General features: G+C 70.6%; 14 protein-coding genes. 4 read left to right on the top strand and 10 right to left on the bottom strand.

Annotated elements, in window-relative coordinates; all coding sequences use genetic code 11:
• The gene (locus ACQPXB_RS42995) at positions 1-1,182 is read right to left on the bottom strand and encodes an ABC transporter substrate-binding protein (RefSeq protein ID WP_432847645.1); all 1,182 of its coding nucleotides are present in this window, start codon (positions 1,180-1,182) and stop codon (positions 1-3) included.
• Positions 1,183-1,521: 339 nt separating this feature from the next.
• Between ACQPXB_RS42995 and ACQPXB_RS42990 the strand changes: the two genes are divergently transcribed.
• The gene (locus tag ACQPXB_RS42990) at positions 1,522-2,127 is read left to right on the top strand and encodes a helix-turn-helix domain-containing protein (protein ID WP_366588418.1); all 606 of its coding nucleotides are present in this window, start codon (positions 1,522-1,524) and stop codon (positions 2,125-2,127) included.
• An 82-nt stretch (positions 2,128-2,209) separates the two neighbouring features.
• Here ACQPXB_RS42990 and ACQPXB_RS42985 read toward each other — a convergent pair whose 3' ends face one another.
• Complete coding sequence (locus ACQPXB_RS42985; RefSeq protein ID WP_432847643.1) at positions 2,210-3,025, bottom strand: aldehyde dehydrogenase family protein; 816 nt, start codon at positions 3,023-3,025, stop codon at positions 2,210-2,212.
• 501 nt (positions 3,026-3,526) lie between these two features.
• On the opposite strand from ACQPXB_RS42985, the gene ACQPXB_RS42980 reads away from it, so the two are divergent.
• Together ACQPXB_RS42980 and ACQPXB_RS42975 are read left to right on the top strand one after the other, a co-directional pair.
• Positions 3,527-3,832, top strand: coding sequence for a helix-turn-helix domain-containing protein (locus ACQPXB_RS42980; RefSeq protein WP_432847641.1), 306 nt, complete (start codon positions 3,527-3,529; stop codon positions 3,830-3,832).
• Positions 3,832-4,347, top strand: coding sequence for a hypothetical protein (locus tag ACQPXB_RS42975; RefSeq protein ID WP_432847639.1), 516 nt, complete (start codon positions 3,832-3,834; stop codon positions 4,345-4,347). The genes ACQPXB_RS42980 and ACQPXB_RS42975 overlap by 1 nt, the downstream gene beginning before the upstream one ends.
• Positions 4,348-4,462: 115 nt before the next feature.
• Here the strand turns inward: ACQPXB_RS42975 and argG are convergent, their stop codons facing one another.
• The 5 genes from argG to ACQPXB_RS42950 all read right to left on the bottom strand — a co-directional run bounded on the left by argG (position 4,463) and on the right by ACQPXB_RS42950 (position 10,789).
• Positions 4,463-5,911 carry an argininosuccinate synthase gene (gene argG / locus ACQPXB_RS42970; protein WP_366588410.1) on the bottom strand — a complete coding sequence of 483 codons (1,449 nt, stop codon included), beginning with the start codon at positions 5,909-5,911 and terminating at the stop codon, positions 4,463-4,465.
• A 513-nt stretch (positions 5,912-6,424) separates the two neighbouring features.
• Complete coding sequence (locus ACQPXB_RS42965) at positions 6,425-7,192, bottom strand: NPP1 family protein (protein ID WP_432847637.1); 768 nt, start codon at positions 7,190-7,192, stop codon at positions 6,425-6,427.
• 128 nt (positions 7,193-7,320) lie between these two features.
• A complete protein-coding gene (locus ACQPXB_RS42960) occupies positions 7,321-9,591 on the bottom strand; it encodes an FtsX-like permease family protein (protein WP_432847635.1) in 2,271 nt (756 codons plus the stop codon).
• On the bottom strand, positions 9,588-10,268 hold the full coding sequence (locus ACQPXB_RS42955) for an ABC transporter ATP-binding protein (protein ID WP_366588404.1): 681 nt from the start codon (positions 10,266-10,268) through the stop codon (positions 9,588-9,590). The genes ACQPXB_RS42960 and ACQPXB_RS42955 overlap by 4 nt, the downstream gene beginning before the upstream one ends.
• Positions 10,265-10,789 carry a PadR family transcriptional regulator gene (locus ACQPXB_RS42950; protein ID WP_366588402.1) on the bottom strand — a complete coding sequence of 175 codons (525 nt, stop codon included), beginning with the start codon at positions 10,787-10,789 and terminating at the stop codon, positions 10,265-10,267. Before ACQPXB_RS42950 ends, ACQPXB_RS42955 begins: the two co-directional genes overlap by 4 nt.
• A gap of 290 nt (positions 10,790-11,079) precedes the next feature.
• Here ACQPXB_RS42950 and ACQPXB_RS42945 point away from each other — a divergent pair, with 290 nt between their 5' ends.
• Complete coding sequence (locus ACQPXB_RS42945; RefSeq protein ID WP_432847632.1) at positions 11,080-12,267, top strand: Cys-Gln thioester bond-forming surface protein; 1,188 nt, start codon at positions 11,080-11,082, stop codon at positions 12,265-12,267.
• A gap of 68 nt (positions 12,268-12,335) precedes the next feature.
• Here ACQPXB_RS42945 and ACQPXB_RS42940 read toward each other — a convergent pair whose 3' ends face one another.
• The 3 genes from ACQPXB_RS42940 to ACQPXB_RS42930 all read right to left on the bottom strand — a co-directional run bounded on the left by ACQPXB_RS42940 (position 12,336) and on the right by ACQPXB_RS42930 (position 14,307).
• Positions 12,336-12,557: a hypothetical protein gene (locus ACQPXB_RS42940; RefSeq protein ID WP_366588454.1), complete on the bottom strand. Its 222-nt coding sequence runs from the start codon at positions 12,555-12,557 to the stop codon at positions 12,336-12,338.
• A 13-nt stretch (positions 12,558-12,570) separates the two neighbouring features.
• Positions 12,571-12,900, bottom strand: a complete 330-nt coding sequence (locus ACQPXB_RS42935; RefSeq protein WP_432847630.1) for an alpha/beta fold hydrolase — start codon at positions 12,898-12,900, stop codon at positions 12,571-12,573.
• 90 nt (positions 12,901-12,990) lie between these two features.
• Positions 12,991-14,307, bottom strand: a complete 1,317-nt coding sequence (locus ACQPXB_RS42930) for a LuxR C-terminal-related transcriptional regulator (protein WP_432847628.1) — start codon at positions 14,305-14,307, stop codon at positions 12,991-12,993.
• Positions 14,308-15,020 lie beyond the last annotated feature (713 nt).

The following is a 15,020-nucleotide window of genomic DNA, read 5'->3' as shown; positions in this document are numbered from 1 at the left end:
TCAGTTCGCGGTGAGCTGGTTCTGGGTCGTGTCGCTGCCGAAGAACGAGACCTTGCCGCCGGCGATGCCGTAGAAGTTGGTGCAGGAGTTGCCCTTGTGCGAGCTCGGGGAGAACGCGATGGGGCACGGCAGCTCGGGCGTCGAGAACGGCTTCATCGTCTCCAGGCCGGTGACCAGCCCGTCGGGCGTGGTGTCCTTGGCGTTGCGCAGCCCGGCGATGAACGCCTTGGCCGCCGCGTAGGCCTGCACGGTCCACACGATCGGCTCGGTACCCGGGTGCTCGGCCTTCCACGCCTTCATGAAGTCGGCCGTGCACGGGTCCCCGACGGGACAAGCGAGCGGGGTCAGCGCGTAGTAGCGCACCTTCGGGTCCGACTTCGCGAGCTGGTCGAGTGAGGTGTTCGACCCGGCGAACGTGACCAGCGGCAGGTAGGTGGCCTGGTGGATCTCGGCGTTGATCACCGCGGCCATCGGCGGCGCGGTGATGCCGAGCAGCACCGCGTCGACGCCGGCGTCCTTCAGGCCCTGCACCTGGCTGGTGGCGTCGGTGGCGTTGGCGGCGATCTTCTCGGTGGCGTCGACGTTGAGACCGTACTTCGCGAGCGCGGCCTTGGCACCGGACAGCGCGGCGTCGCCGTACGCGTCGGATTCCACCATCATGCCGACCTTCTTGGCGCCCATGGAGTGCACGAGCTTCGCGATGCCGACGGCGACGTCGTCGGAGGAGAACGCCGGCGCGAACGTGTACTTGTTGAGCGGTTTCGTCAGCTGCGGGTTGATGCTGCCCGGCGTGTAGAACGGGGTTTTCGTGCTGCTCGCGACCTGCATGGTCGACAACGCGGTGGGCGTGAAGGCGGGCCCGTAGAGCACGGAGACCTTGTCCTGCGTGATGTATTTGCGCGCCACCGTGACGGCGGTCGCCGGGTCGCTCGCGTCGTCGGCGTAGAGCAGTTCGACGGAGTGGCCGTTGACGCCGTTCTTGGTCAGGTCGGCGAAGGCGAGCTTGGCGGAATCCTGGTAGACCGCGTCGAACGCGGCGTCGGCGCCGGTGAGGCCGAACTGCACGCCGATCTTGACGCTGTCGCTGCTCGATCCGCTCGAGCCGCACGCGGTGAGGACCGCGGCGGCGGCAGCGACGGCGGCCACCAGCGCGAGTTTTCGCGGCCGCCTTGCAAAAGTCATCATCATTCCTCCGCGTCATTGGTTCGGATGATTCGAGACGACGACGCCGGCGGCGGCGGGGACCAGATCCGCAGGAGGCGCACTGTGAGTGCAGATTTTTACTGTCAACTCAGTCCAGTGTCAAGGCTCCGGTCGTTGATCTTTACGCTGGTCGTCGGCATACCTCCTGGTCACATGGGATGCAACGGTCGTTGCGAAATCGACATCGACGCCCATTTCGATCTTGGTTTGGCCGGTTAAGGTTTTACTGGTTGAACTGAGGGTAAAACTTGTAGAGTGGCGGTTCACCGTCCGATCGAGTTCCGCCAACCCCGACCCCCGCCGGCGCAGGAGCGACACATGGCCTCACCCCCCGAGCAGTCCGACGAGCCGCGCAGCACTTCGGAGGGCGTGCACATCGGCGCGAAGCTGCGCGAATGGCGGCACGAGAGCCGGACCACGCTCACGGAGGTGTCCGAGGCGGTCGGGCTTTCCGTCGGCTACATCAGCCAGCTGGAGCGCGGGCGCGCGAACCCGTCGCTGGAGGCGTTGAAGCGGCTGGCCGACGTGCTCGGCCACACCGTCGGCGAGCTGTTCAGCAACGAGGCGCCGCCGCCGAACCCGTTGCGGTACTCGGTTTCCAAGAGCGGGCAACGCAAACGCATCCAGTACCCGGGCTCCGGGATCATGAACGAGCTGCTCAGCCCCGACCTGCAGCACCAGATGGAAGTGGTGTGGGTCGAGGCCCCCGTGGGCGCCACCAGCGGCGGGCATCCGCACTCGCACGTCGGCGAGGAGTGCGGCATCGTCCTGGCCGGCGTGATGATCTTCTGGATCGGCGACGACGAGGTCAAACTCGAAGCGGGCGACGCGATCTACCTCGACTCGACGGTGCCGCACCGTTGGCACGTCGGGGAAGGGGAACCGCTGAAGGCGGTTTGGCTGATCACGCCGCCCACGTTCTGAGTTTTGTCTACTGTGGACTCGCTGCTGGATTGACTCGACGTTCATCGCGGGGTTGCGGCTTGGTTGACATGGCCTTCGCAATCTACGTGGCGGGGCGGCCTGAAATCGCTGCCGTTGAGGGGCTGCGGGTAACTGCCCAAGGTGAGTGGTAGCGCCAGTTGTCCACAACTCGGGTCTGCTGTGGACAACATGGTCGATCGCCAGGTTTTGTCGGTGCGCGCCGGTAGAATGGATCTTGGGCAGCCCCCGGGAGGGTGGGACTTTGCCGCCGCGGGGGTTGCGCACGCGAAGACGAGGCAGGCTGGAAGGTGCCTTCGTTCGCGCCGGCGCGGCCGGCAGGCAGACTATGGGCCACGGCGAACGCTCGGGCGGGTTCCCGGAACACGGCGCTGCGCTGATGAGGCCGTGGCCCTTTGCCGGGATGGCCACGGCCTTGTTCTCGGCGGGGTAGGCGAGCGAGCGCGCACGGTCGCAGGCTTTGTCCTCCACGCCGCGCCGGTCGCTTTCGTCGGCAGGCCCGGGATTTCGTCGCGGGGACGAGCACGCGGGACCGACCTGACCGCAGTTGGTCCATGAGGTGGTGAGCGTGCGGTCGACGACGAGCTGCGGGCCGGAGTCGTCGACGACCACGCCGGCCGAGGTGCCGCCGAGACCGAGCGCGACCTTTGGCAGTTTCGGCTGCCGGCACCGAAATCAGCGTTCCGGCGGCGGTGGAGCCGGCGAAGCTGACCATGTCGAGGCGGCGGTGTTTCGTGATGGCTTCGCCGACGATCGGGTCGGTGCCGTAGACGAGGTTGACGACGCCGTCGGGGATTCCGGCGGCGTTGAGGGTCGCCGCGAGGAGCGGCCTCGACGTCGCAACGGGCTTGGCGACGATCGTGTTGCCGGCCGGCAGCACAGGGGCGAGCTGTCATGAGCTGCTGGAACGGGAAGCTCCACGGGGTGATCACGCCGACGAGCTCGGCGTCGTCCGGCGAGGGAATTGCACAGGGTTTCGGTCCAGGCGAAGCCGGCAGTGAGGTCCGTGGTCGAGTTGGCGACGAGCTGCGGCAGGCCGGCCAAGGCGTGGCCGATCGAGGCGCTGATCTCCGCGGAGACGGCTTGGGTGAGGTCGTCGTTGCGTTCGCGGAGCTCGGGTGAGGCCTTGAGCGTTTGGGCGCGTTCTTTTTGATGCGGTGACGGCCCATGCGGGAAGGCTTTGTTCGCCGCGGCCACGGCGCCGGTCCGCGCCTTCCAGGGCGCCGAGCGGCATGTGGGCGACTGTTTGGCCGGGGTCGAGATCGTCGAGCATGGTTGCACCGTTGATTCAGTGCTCACGGTCTCGACGAGTGCCGGCGGTCGCGGAGCGTTAGCCATGATCGGGGTGCCTGTGGCTGAGCGTGGTGTTCGAGCGGAGGGCATGGACCGGCCCGAACTGGCGAAATTCCTGCGCGCGCGGCGAGAGGCGCTGCAGCCCGAGGACGTCGGCCCGCGCCGCCGCACCAGCGGCCTGCGGCGGGAGGAAGTGGCCGCGTTGAGCGGCGTCTCCAGCGACTACTACAGCCGCATCGAACAGCAGCGCGGCCCGGTGCCGTCGGAGCAGATCCTGGCCGCGATCGCGCACGGCCTGCACCTCACGCTGGCGGAACGTGACCACCTTTCCGCCTCGCGGGCCACGGCGCGCCCCAGCGCGCCGTCCGCGGCGACCACGTCAACGCCGGCCTAATGCGCGTGTTCGACCGTCTGCAGGACACGCCGGCGCAGATCGAGAACGTGCTGGGGGAGACCCTGCGCCAGACGCCGCTCGCGGTGGCGTTGCTGGGTGACGAGACTTCGTACACCGGGCTTTCGCGCGCCCGGGTGTTCCGCTGGTTCACGTCGGCTTCGGCCCGTGAGCGGTTGCCGGTCGAGGATCATCCCCACCACAGCCGCACCTTGGTCGCGCGCTTGGCCGAGGTGTTCGCCGAGACGGGCCGCTCCTCCCCGGCGGCTGTTTTGGTCGCCGAGTTGACTGCGCGCAGCCCGGAGTTCGCGGCTTTGTGGGCTGAGCACCCCGTGCTCGGCCCGTATTGCGAGCCGAAGCGGCTGCTGCACCCGGAGGTCGGCGCCATCGAGGTCCACGGCCAGACCCTGCTGGATCCCGACCAGTACCAGGCTTTGCTGATCTTCACGGCCGTGCCGGGCACGGAAAGCCACGAGAAGCTGCGGCTGCTTTCGGTGATCGGGGCGCAGCAGCTTTGACGGGTCGCCGGCCGCTGGGTGGGCGAAGCGCCGTGCCGGTGGCGGCTCGAAACATGAACGCGCCCCGGCCGCTTGTGGGCGGGGCGCGTTCGCGGTGCCGGAGGTGTCGGCCGGGTCAGTCCGTGCCCGACTCCATGGCCGCGTTGTCCAGGAGTGAGACGTCGTCGGTCTTGCCGCGGGAGGCGATGGCTTCGGCGCCGCCCTCGGGCATGGCGCCGATGAGGCCGGTGGAGGCGGCCTGGGCGGCGCCGATCAGGGCCGGGTGGGAGCCGCTGCCGACCATGCCGAGGCCGGCGTACTGCTCGAGCTTCGCGCGGGAGTCGGCGATGTCGAGGTTGCGCATGGTCAGCTGGCCGATGCGGTCGACCGGGCCGAAGGCGCTGTCCTCGGTGCGTTCCATCGACAGCTTGTCCGGGTGGTAGCTGAACGCCGGCCCGGACGTGTCGAGGATCGAGTAGTCCTCGCCGCGGCGCAGGCGGAGCGTGACCTCGCCCGTGATGGCCGTGCCGACCCAGCGCTGCAGCGACTCGCGCAGCATCATGGCCTGCGGGTCGAGCCAGCGGCCCTCGTACATGAGCCGGCCGAGGCGGCGGCCCTCGTTGTGGTAGCTGGCGACGGTGTCCTCGTTGTGGACCGCGTTGACGAGCCGCTCGTACGCCGCGTGCAGCAGCGCCATGCCCGGCGCCTCGTAGATGCCGCGGCTCTTGGCCTCGATGATGCGGTTCTCGATCTGGTCGGACATGCCGAGCCCGTGCCGGCCGCCGATCGCGTTGGCTTCCAGCACGAGGTCGACGGACGTCGCGAACTGCTTGCCGTTGATCGACACCGGACGGCCCAGCTCGAAGCCGATGGTGACGTCTTCCGGCTCGATCTCGACGCTCGCGTCCCAGAACCGCACGCCCATGATCGGCTCGACGATCTCGATGCCGGTGTCGAGGTGCTCCAGCGACTTGGCCTCGTGGGTGGCGCCCCAGATGTTGGCGTCGGTCGAGTAGGCCTTCTCGGTGCTGTCGCGGTAGGGCAGCCCGTGCGCCACCAGCCACTCGGACATCTCCTTGCGGCCGCCGAGCTCCGTCACGAAGTCCGCGTCGAGCCACGGCTTGTAGATGCGCAGGGCGGGGTTGGCCAGCAGGCCGTAGCGGTAGAACCGCTCGATGTCGTTGCCCTTGTAGGTGGAGCCGTCGCCCCAGATCTGGACGTCGTCTTCGAGCATCGCGCGCACCAGCAGCGTGCCGGTGACCGCCCGGCCGAGCGGCGTGGTGTTGAAGTAGCTGCGGCCGCCGGAGCGGATGTGGAACGCGCCGCACGTCAGCGCCGCGAGCCCCTCCTCGACCAGCGCCTCCTTGCAATCGACCAGCCGCCCGAGCTCCGCGCCGTACGTCGTCGCCCGCCCCGGCACCGACTCGATGTCGGGCTCGTCGTACTGCCCGATGTCGGCCGTGTAGGTGCACGGCACGGCGCCTTTGTCACGCATCCACGCCACCGCAACGGACGTGTCGAGGCCACCGGAGAACGCGATGCCGACCCGCTCGCCGACGGGAAGGGAAGTGAGCACCTTGGACATGGGTATGATTATGCATCAGGATGTATGACTGTGCATAGCCGGGGCGGCAAGTCGTGACGCAGATCGCTCCGGCCGGCCGCGCGGACGAGGCCCGACACGCGAAGACCGGGTGCCATCCCCACGAAGAGGATGACACCCGTCTTCACTACAAACTCGCAGACGTCACGTCCGCGGATCGCCCAGGGTGGTAAGCGCTCCGCCGAGTGGACTGATCGGCAAGTCGACTCCCGTCGGGGTTGTGCCGGGTCTGCGGGATCGCCAGAAGGCATTTGAGGTCGGGTGCGGGCACGACGACGACCCGGCCGCGTACGACGACTCGCCAGTCCTTGTGTTCCAAACTCGGACGGGTGCCATTCCTCGAGCCGCGAGGTGACCTCCATCAGAGTGGATCGACACGTCGGCTCCGTGTCTGAACTGCCGCTCATCCGAGGTTTGGTGTCGACCGTGAGAACGCAGACGGGTGCCATCCCCACGAAGAGGATGACACCCGTCGTCAACGTGAAGCCGCGGACGTCAGCCTCGCGGGTCGAACGGGATGCCGGCCGGCAGGGAGGCCGCCAGGAGGTCGTTGTAGCGCGCGTCGTTGATCTTGATCGTGGCCGCGCCGAAGTCGGCGGACATCAGCTTGTCGCGCAGGGCGGTGGAGGGGTAGCCGTCGTAGCCGACGAGCGGGGGGTAGCGCCAGTTGTGGTAGTGGTTCTCCGGCGGCTCGTCGTTGTTGTTGGCCAGGCGGAAGAAGTGCGTGCCCAGGCCGTCCTTGTGGTAGACGACCTTCGGGTGGCTGCCGTCGAACCGCACCTGTGAGCGGGGGTAGGTGACCTGGCTGCTGTGCTGCGTGGTGGTCACGAACTCGACCTGGTTGCTCGCCTGGTTGATCCAGGAGATCACGTGCTCCCAGTCGTGGCGGTGGCCGCCGAGGCCGCTGCCGTCGACGGCCTGGTCCTTCTCGAAGTAGCTGGCGTAGACCACTGCGCACCAGCCGTTGTTGCACTTCGAGCGGGAGTAGGTCTGGGAGTTGTCCAGGTCGGACTGGTCGCGGCAGCTGCCGTTGACCGCGCCGGTGGTGTTGAGGCCGGGGGCGAGGGTGCCGTCCGGGCCGATGGCGGGGGTGGCGTAGCAGCCGTCGCCGTCGTAGTCGTACGCGGGCGAGAACGACTGGTCGTAGCCGCCGGCGTTCTGGGGGAGGTTGTGCGGGGGATCGGCGTACGCCGCGGCCGCCGGGATCACCAGCGCCAGCACGGTTGCGCCGAGCACCGCACCTAGCCGTTTGAAGGTTCGCATAAAGGTCGACCTTCCGAATGGGGACAGGGCGTTGATCATGCTGGCGCACCCGGCCCCCGCGGAGAAGGAGTTGGACCCGAAAAGCCCGCGACGAAGGTGGGTCGCGGGCCTTTCGAGCCGGTGAACTCTCACTCCGCGCGCAGAGATTCCACCTTTGTGACCTGGCGCAGCAGCGGAATCGTGCATGCGGTCACGACGAACACCGCCGCGACGGCCGCACCAGCCATGCTCGCGATCAGCCCGCCGTCGAGCTTCAACGGGATGTCCGCCGCGCGCAGGATCGGCAACGTCAGCCCGGTCCCGGTGAGAACCGCCAACACCACCCCGATCACCACGGGCAGCGCGGTCTGCGCGAACGAACTGCGCGCCAGCACGCCCAGCGGAACACCCGAAGCGGCCAACGCGGCCAACGCCCGGCGCCGCTCGGTGATCTGCTCGACGGCCAGCATCAGCAGGCTCAGCGCCGCCACCGCGAGCACGAACAGCGACGCCGTGAGCAGCACCGCCCGGATCGTGCCCAGCACCCCGATCGGCGCGCTCGTGGGCTCGTCGGTGTCCACCTCGACGTGCCAGGTCAGGTTCGCGACGGTGGCCGCCACGCGGTCGGCCAGTGCCGCAGTGTTCCCGGGGCCCTTGACGTACACCGTGGGCGCCCGCACCGGCACCTGGACGCCGGCGAGCGCGCCGTCGGTCACGAGCAGCATGCCCTCCAGGTTGCGCGCGGCCGAGCTCACCGGCAGCCGCACCACCCCGGCCGGGACCGTCCACATCGGACCGCCAGCGTCCGAACCGGACGAGGTGAGCCGCACCGCCCCCGTCGGCACCGTCGCGTCACCCACCGCGAACACCGAACCGTCCACACAGGACGGAAGATCGGCCCGCAGGGCCAACGCGGCGCACGACCCGATCTCCAGCGCGGCGTACTGGTCACCGGCGACGGCGGACGTTTGCCGGACCGTGCCCGCCTGCAGCCCGGCCAGGCCGGACACGCGCCGCTGCACCTCGGCGGCCGTCGCCTGGTCCGCGTTCACGCTCACGTGCGCCGCGCCCGCCCACGAGTGGTCCGCCTTGGCCTCCGCCGCGTCCGCCGCGAGCAGGGAGTTGAGCACGACCTGCAGCAGGATGCTGCCGGCCACCACCACGACCAGCCCCGAAACGACCCGGCTCGGCGTGCCGCTGTCGAGCTGCAGCCGCCGCACCGCGAGCTGCCACGCGGGCGACCCGCCGCGCAGCCGGCCCGCGATCCCCTCGACGATCCACGGCAGCAATACGGTCACGCCCACCAGCAGGAACGCGCAACCCCCGGTGAGCGCGATCAACACGCTGTCGCTGCCCTGGCCCGGCTCGGTCGCGTACGCCGTGCCGACGAGCAGCACGCCCACGCCGGTGATCAGCCAGCGCCACCACATCCGCCGTCGCACGGGCTTGCCCTGGCGCACGACGCCGAGCGGCTCCACGATCGTCCGCCGCAGCCCGAACAGTGCCGCGCCGACGGCCAGCGCCGGCACGAGCACGACCACCAGCACCGCGAGCGGCCACGACGGTACGAAGTCCTCGCCGAACACGCGGTAGCCGAACAGGTCGAGCGACCCGAGAGTCGGGCGCACCGCCAGGAACAGCGCCACGCCGAGCAGCAGGCCGATCGTCGCGCCCAGCAACGACTCCCCGGCCGCGACCCAGCGGATCTGCCGCGCGTCCACGCCCAGCAGCCGCAGCGCAGCCAGCCGCTGGTCGCGCTGCGCCGCCCCCATGCGCGACGCCGTCGTCACGAAGATCAGCAACGGCAGCAGCAGCGCGATCACCACCGGCAGCACCGCGACGAGCAGCGACGTCGCCACGGCCAGCCGTGGCGGTTGCCCGCCGCCGAAGCCGTAGACCGTCCGCACGTCCGGATTCGCCTTCGCGTCGGCGACCGTGGTGCCGTACCAGGCCGTGATCTCGCCGGCGTCGACGAGCCCGGGCTTGCTGATCGTGCCCGCCGGCGCCGCGGGGAGGCGGGCCCGCAGTCCGGCGCCGTCCGGCCCGGCGAGCAGGCGCGCGAGCTCGGGCGACACGATGAGCTCACCCGGTTTCGGCACCGCGCTCAGCCCGGGCGGCACCGGCGCCTGCGGTCCGCCGGCCGCGACCGAGCGCAAGTCCACGAACTGGTTGCCCCGGATCGCCGACCACTCGACCACGAACAGCGGGTCGACGCCCGGCTTCGGCTGCGTGATCTCCGCGGTCGCGGCCGCGCGGTCCTCCCGCGCGTCGACGACCGAGCTCACCGAGGCTGCCGGCAGCAGCACGGCCACCACGAGCCCGATGCCCACCGTCGTCATCGTGAGGCGCAGCAGCGCCTGTCCCGACATCCGGCCGCCCCCGACGGCCAGCCGGAGGCCGAGAAGAAGGTTCGCGATCACTGCGCGAACTCCGGATCCGCCACGCGCCCGTCGCGCACCACGATCTCGTGGTCCGAGTACGCGGCGACGCGCGCTTCGTGCGTCACGAGCACGACGGCCGCGTTGGTCTGCCGCGCGGCCTCGGTGAACATGCGCATGACCTTCTCGCCGTTGAGCGAGTCGAGCGCGCCCGTCGGCTCGTCGGCGAACACCACCTTCGGCCGGGTCACGAGCGCGCGGGCCACGGCGATGCGCTGGCCCTGTCCGCCCGAGACGTCGCCCGGGCGCTTGTCCGCGACGTCGGACACCTGCAGCCGCTCCAGCCACTCGCGCGCGACGCCCTCGGCCTTGCGCCGCCCGACCTTCGCCAGGCGCAGCGGCAGCGCGACGTTCTCCAGGCACGTCAGCTCCGGCACGAGCTGCCCGAACTGGAACACGAAGCCGAACTCCGTGCGCCGCAACGCACTGCGCTCGCGGTCGCTCATGGCGACGAGGTCGCGGCCGCCGTAGGTGATGGTGCCGGCGTCGGGGCGGACGATGCCGGCGAGGCAGTGCAGCAGCGTTGACTTGCCCGAGCCCGACGGGCCCATGATCGCGAGCACCTCGCCGGCCGCGACGGACACGCCGGCGCCGCGCAGCGCCTGCGTCGGGCCGAACGCCTTCTCCACACCGTCGGCGACGAGCAGGGGTTCCGTCATGACCGCACCTCGCTCGCCAGCTCGTCGAGGCGCGCGGCCGTGAGCTCGAGCCAGCGCAGGTCGGCTTCGAGGTGGAACAGCGCGTGGTCGCAGATCAGCTGCGTCGCGAGGTCGCCGTCGCGCTTGCGGCGGGTGAGCTCGCGCATCACGTCGAGGTGCTTGGCGCGCTGCGCGTCGAGCACGGTCGTGGCGCTGCGTCCGGACAGCAGCGCGAGCACGACCTTGGTGTAGAGCGTGTTCTGCAGGTACGGCTCGGGGTTCTCCGGCGTCGCGAGCCAGTGCTCGACGTCGGTGATGCCGGCGTCGGTGATCGTGTAGCGCTTGCGCTCCGGCCCGTCGCCGGCTTCGACGCCCGCGACCTCCACGAGGCCGTTCTTGAGCAGTCGCGAGAGCGTGGCGTAGACCTGCCCGTAGGCGAGCGGCCGGTCCTGGCCGAACTGTTCGTCATACGCGCGTTTCAGGTCGTACCCGTGCCGCGGTCCTGGCTCGAGCAAGGCGAGCAGGGTGGTCCCCACTGACATGTCTGGTCCCCTTCGGACGATCGCTATACATCGCGAATATACATCGCGTGTATACGCAGGTGATCGGGGTGTGCCCGATTTGCTCAGTGGCGGTGCGTGAACGGCTTGGTGACGCCCAGGTGGACGACCTTCGTGGTGGTGGGGACCACCGTGAGTGGCCATGTGAGCTGTGTGTATGCTTCCGCATCGCTTGACTGGGTGGATTCTCACCTGATCGGTGGCCGTCGTGATCGGGGTGTGTTTTCTCACGCGGCTCCGACTTTCTGGTTCGGGCTTGGATGGGAGAACAGATGCAGGTCAGGTCAGGTCTGGTGCGAGGCGGGATCGCGGCTGCCGCCGCGGCCGTCGCGCTGATGGCGGCCGCTCAGGGCGCCACCGCGGACACCGGCGCGAAGGCTGAAGACGGCGCGGCCCGCGGGCGTCTCGTCCCCGGCGCGTTCACCAACGGTTTCGGTGTCAACCTGAACGAAAACGGCAAGGACCACTACTACGACACGGTCCTGTTCGGCCTCAAGCTCTCGGACGGCAGCACGCTGAAGCTGTACTGCGTCGAGATCGAGACGAACATCGACGAGCAGCAGGACATGCTCGAGACGCCGTGGGACAAGTACCCGAACCCGGACTCGCCGTTCAACCAGAACAACGCGAAGATCAACTGGGTCCTGCACCACGGCTTTCCGACCGAGGACCTCAAGGGCATCGAGGCCGAGCTGAAGGGCGTCACACTGCACGACGGCCTTTCGCAGGCCGAGGCGATCGCCGCCACGCAGGCCGCCGTCTGGCACTTCAGCGACGGCAAGGAGCTGGACCGCGACAAGCCCGTCCAGTACGGCAACGCGGACAACGGCGCCGACGTGCTCGCCCTGTACGACTACCTCACGGGCAGCGACAACGTCGGCATCGGCCAGCAGCCGAAGCCGACGCTGAGTATCACCCCGGCGTCGGCCAAGGGCGAAGCCGGTACGAAGATCGGCCCGTTCACGATCGCCACCACCGGTGACATCACCGACCTCACCACGCAGCTGCCCGACGGCGTCAAGCTGACCGACGCCGACGGCAAGGCCGTGACGGAGGGCGAGGTCAAGGACGGCACCAAGCTGTACCTCGACGTGCCCAAGGACGCGAAGGCCGGCACCGCCGAGCTGGCGCTCAAGGCCGTCGGCCACCTCGACACCGGCCGCCTGTTCGTGGGCGAGAACTACGCCAAGCACCCGGCGCAGTCGCTGATCGTCGCGGAGTCGCAGAAGACCACGGTCGACACCTCGGCCACCGCCACCTGGGCCGAAGCCGGCGTCACCCCGCCGACCACCCCGGCGGCCCCGGCCACCCCGGTCGCCCCGGCGGCCCCGGCCGGCGGCTCGGCGCCCCTGGCCAACACCGGCGTGGACGCCTCCCTGCCCATCGGCATCGGCGCGGCCCTCGTCCTGGCCGGCGGCGCGATGCTGGTGCTGGTGCGCCGTCGTCGTAGCAACGCCTGATTGCTGTAGCTGACCGAAGAAGCGGGGCTGGTCCATTGTGGACCGGCCCCGCTTTCGTTGTGCCTGGATCAGCCGACGACCACGCCGGTGATCACGCCTTCCTCGGCCACCAGGCGCACGCGGCGGTGAATCTTGATCGCGGCGCGGTCGTGGGGAGTGGGGGTGTCGATGACGTAGCCGTGGCGGGTCAGCTCGATCACGGCTTTGCGGATCGGCGTCCCGACCACGTCTTCGGGGCGGAACGCCGGATCGCGCGGTGGTCCGCCGTCGCGGATGCCCTTGTGGCCCATGGAGCCACGGTACTCAGAGGTGGTCCGCGTCCACGATCGCTTTTGTGAAGTCCGCAGGCGCTTCCTGCGGGACGCTGTGGCCGATGCCGGGCAGGACGCGGTGGGTGTAGGGGCCCGTGAACTGCTTGCAGTAGGCTGAGCCGTCGGCGGCGGTGCCGTCGAAGTCGCCGGCGAGGGTGATGGTGGGCAGGGCGATGGCGGGGCTCTGCTGGAGCTTCGCCTCTGCGTCTCCAAGTTTGGTGATGAGGTACCCGCTCACGAGCACCGGCGCCTTGCACCGCCGCGGCCACAGCGCAGCCACCGCGCCGGCCGTGCGCGAGCCCCAGTCGAAGCCGCCGATCACGGCGCGGGCGATCTCCAGCGCGCGATGACGTCGGCGGCGACGGGGTGGCGGAGTGGCTTCGCGCCCGTCAGGTGACGCCGTGCATGTACGTCATCCCTCGCGGCGCAGCGCGGCACCCAGCTCGCCGCGGGCGCTGATGCCGAGCTTCGGGAAGATCCGGTGCAGGTGCGTGCTCACGGTCCGGTGCGACAGGTACAGCCGCTGCCCGATCTCCCGGTTCGTCAGGCCCTCCGCGGCCAGCTGCGCGATGTTCAGCTCGTGCGCCGTGAGGTCACCCAGCGCGTCCGGCTCGCGGTCCGGCGTCGCTTCGCCCGCGGCGCGCAGCTCGCGAGCGGCCCGTTCGCTCCACGCGGTGACGCCGAGTGCGTCGAACGTTTCTCGCGCCGCCCGCAGCACCGGTCGCGACTCCGCCGCCCGGCGGCGCCGGCGCAGCCACTCCCCGAACGCGAGCTGCAGCCGTCCGCGTTCGAGCGGCCAGCCCGTGAGGTCGGCTTGCAGGGCCACGCGGAACAGGTCCTCGGCTTCTTCATCGGAGGCGAGGACGGCGCGGGCGTAGCGCAGGCCGTGGTGCAGCGCGGGGGACGTCGTCGGGGCTTGGCCGAGCGCGGTGATCAGGCACCGCACTACGTCGGCGCGATCGCAGTGGACGGCCGCGTCCGCCAGCTCCGGCAGGACGTAACAGCGCAGCGCCAGCTGGTACGCGGGGTCGGCCGGGTCGAAGACGCGCAGGAGTGCGGCCACGGCGTCGGCGTGCCGGCCCGCGCCGAGAGCGGCGAGACCTCGGGCGAGCTGCACCGTTGCGAGCACGGGCCGGGCGCCCGCCGCGAGGCCCACACGTTCGGCCTCTGCGGCCAGCTTCTCCGCCAGTGAGTGGTCCCCGCGCAACGCCGCGATCTCCGCCTGCACCGCCCGGGCCAGGCCGACCATGTACGGCTGGCGCGTCTCGTGCGCCAGCCGGCCGGCCTCTTCCGCCGCGGGCAACGCGGCCGCCAGATCGCCGAGGCGGGCGTGGCTCCAGGCCTGCACGGCCAGCGCGCGGCTCAGCAGGCCGAGGCGGCCTTCGGCGCGGAGACCCGGCTGCGCCGCCAGGGAGAACCGGGCCGCGAGGTCGAACGCCCCCACCTGCAGCGCCGCGCTGCCGAGGAACCGGATCACGGTCGGGTCGGTGGTTCGGTCCGCCAGCTCCCGCAACGCCGCCACTACCTCGGCCCCGCGCGCCAACGGCGTCACGTAGGCCGCGATCGCCACCATCCGCGGGTCGGCCGGGTCGGCCGGGTCGACGGGGAGCTCGCCGGCGATCGCGGTGATGCGTTCGCGCGCCGCGGCGCCGGGTTCGACCCAGAAGCACCGCATGGCCGTGCTCCAGAAGATCCGCATGGCGAGGTCGAGATCGCCGTCGCGCGCCACGGCGCCCGCCAGCGCCGCCAGCTCGGACGCACCGGCGGCGCCTTCGCGAACCCCCGTCGTCGAACCCGGTCGGCAGCCAGGTCACGAGGGCCCGTTGCCGCGGGGTGAGGTCCATTGTGGACGCTTCCGCCAGCAGCCGGTCGACCACGTCACGCCGGCCGGATTCGACGGCGAGGTCGGCGGCTCGGAGCAGCCGATCGGCGCGGCGCGCGTCGGTCTCGCTGAGGCGCGCGGCCTCCTCCAGTGCCGAGATCGCGGCCGCGACCCCACCCCGGCGCCGGGCGTCACCCGCCGCCGCTTCCAGCTCGGCCGCGACGGTCTCGTCCGTCCCGGTCGCCGCCGCCGCACGGTGCCAGGCTCGCCGTCCAGGCTCGGTCAACGTCGCGGCCAACGCGTGGTGCGCGGCGCGACGAGCGGCGGGTGTCGCCGAGCGGACGATGGCGGCGCGGGTCAGCGCGTGCCGGAACGTGATGGTCGTCGCGGCCACCTCGACCAGCCCAGCGGCCGGCCCGAGCGCGTCGGCGCCGGTGGCCTTGAGGGTCTCGGCGAGGGAGGTGCTGTCGTTGAGGGCGGCGACGAGGAGGCTCGTGCGCGTCGCCTCCGGCAGCTCGGCGACGCGGGCGGCGAAGGCATGGTCCAGCGGGCCGGTCCGGGCGGCGGGCAGTTCGGTGAGCGCGAGGGGGTTGCCGGCGGCTTCCCGGAGAATCCGCGCG

This window comes from Amycolatopsis sp. CA-161197, from assembly GCF_050942255.1.
Classification (GTDB): domain Bacteria; phylum Actinomycetota; class Actinomycetes; order Mycobacteriales; family Pseudonocardiaceae; genus Amycolatopsis.
The sequence above is the reverse complement of the archived record's forward strand: the minus strand, read 5'-3'. Positions and strand labels throughout refer to the sequence as shown.

What these genes read in the sequence shown, in the direction of transcription:
- argG (WP_366588410.1), bottom strand. Translation starts at nt 5,911, where the DNA reads ATGTCCAAGGTGCTCACTTCCCTTCCCGTCGGCGAGCGGGTCGGCATC.
- ACQPXB_RS42975 (WP_432847639.1), top strand. Translation starts at nt 3,832, where the DNA reads ATGCGCGTGTTCGACCGTCTGCAGGACACGCCGGCGCAGATCGAGAAC.
- ACQPXB_RS42940 (WP_366588454.1), bottom strand. Translation starts at nt 12,557, where the DNA reads ATGGGCCACAAGGGCATCCGCGACGGCGGACCACCGCGCGATCCGGCG.
- ACQPXB_RS42965 (WP_432847637.1), bottom strand. Translation starts at nt 7,192, where the DNA reads ATGCGAACCTTCAAACGGCTAGGTGCGGTGCTCGGCGCAACCGTGCTG.
- ACQPXB_RS42950 (WP_366588402.1), bottom strand. Translation starts at nt 10,789, where the DNA reads ATGTCAGTGGGGACCACCCTGCTCGCCTTGCTCGAGCCAGGACCGCGG.
- ACQPXB_RS42980 (WP_432847641.1), top strand. Translation starts at nt 3,527, where the DNA reads ATGGACCGGCCCGAACTGGCGAAATTCCTGCGCGCGCGGCGAGAGGCG.
- ACQPXB_RS42990 (WP_366588418.1), top strand. Translation starts at nt 1,522, where the DNA reads ATGGCCTCACCCCCCGAGCAGTCCGACGAGCCGCGCAGCACTTCGGAG.
- ACQPXB_RS42945 (WP_432847632.1), top strand. Translation starts at nt 11,080, where the DNA reads ATGCAGGTCAGGTCAGGTCTGGTGCGAGGCGGGATCGCGGCTGCCGCC.
- ACQPXB_RS42955 (WP_366588404.1), bottom strand. Translation starts at nt 10,268, where the DNA reads ATGACGGAACCCCTGCTCGTCGCCGACGGTGTGGAGAAGGCGTTCGGC.
- ACQPXB_RS42995 (WP_432847645.1), bottom strand. Translation starts at nt 1,182, where the DNA reads ATGACTTTTGCAAGGCGGCCGCGAAAACTCGCGCTGGTGGCCGCCGTC.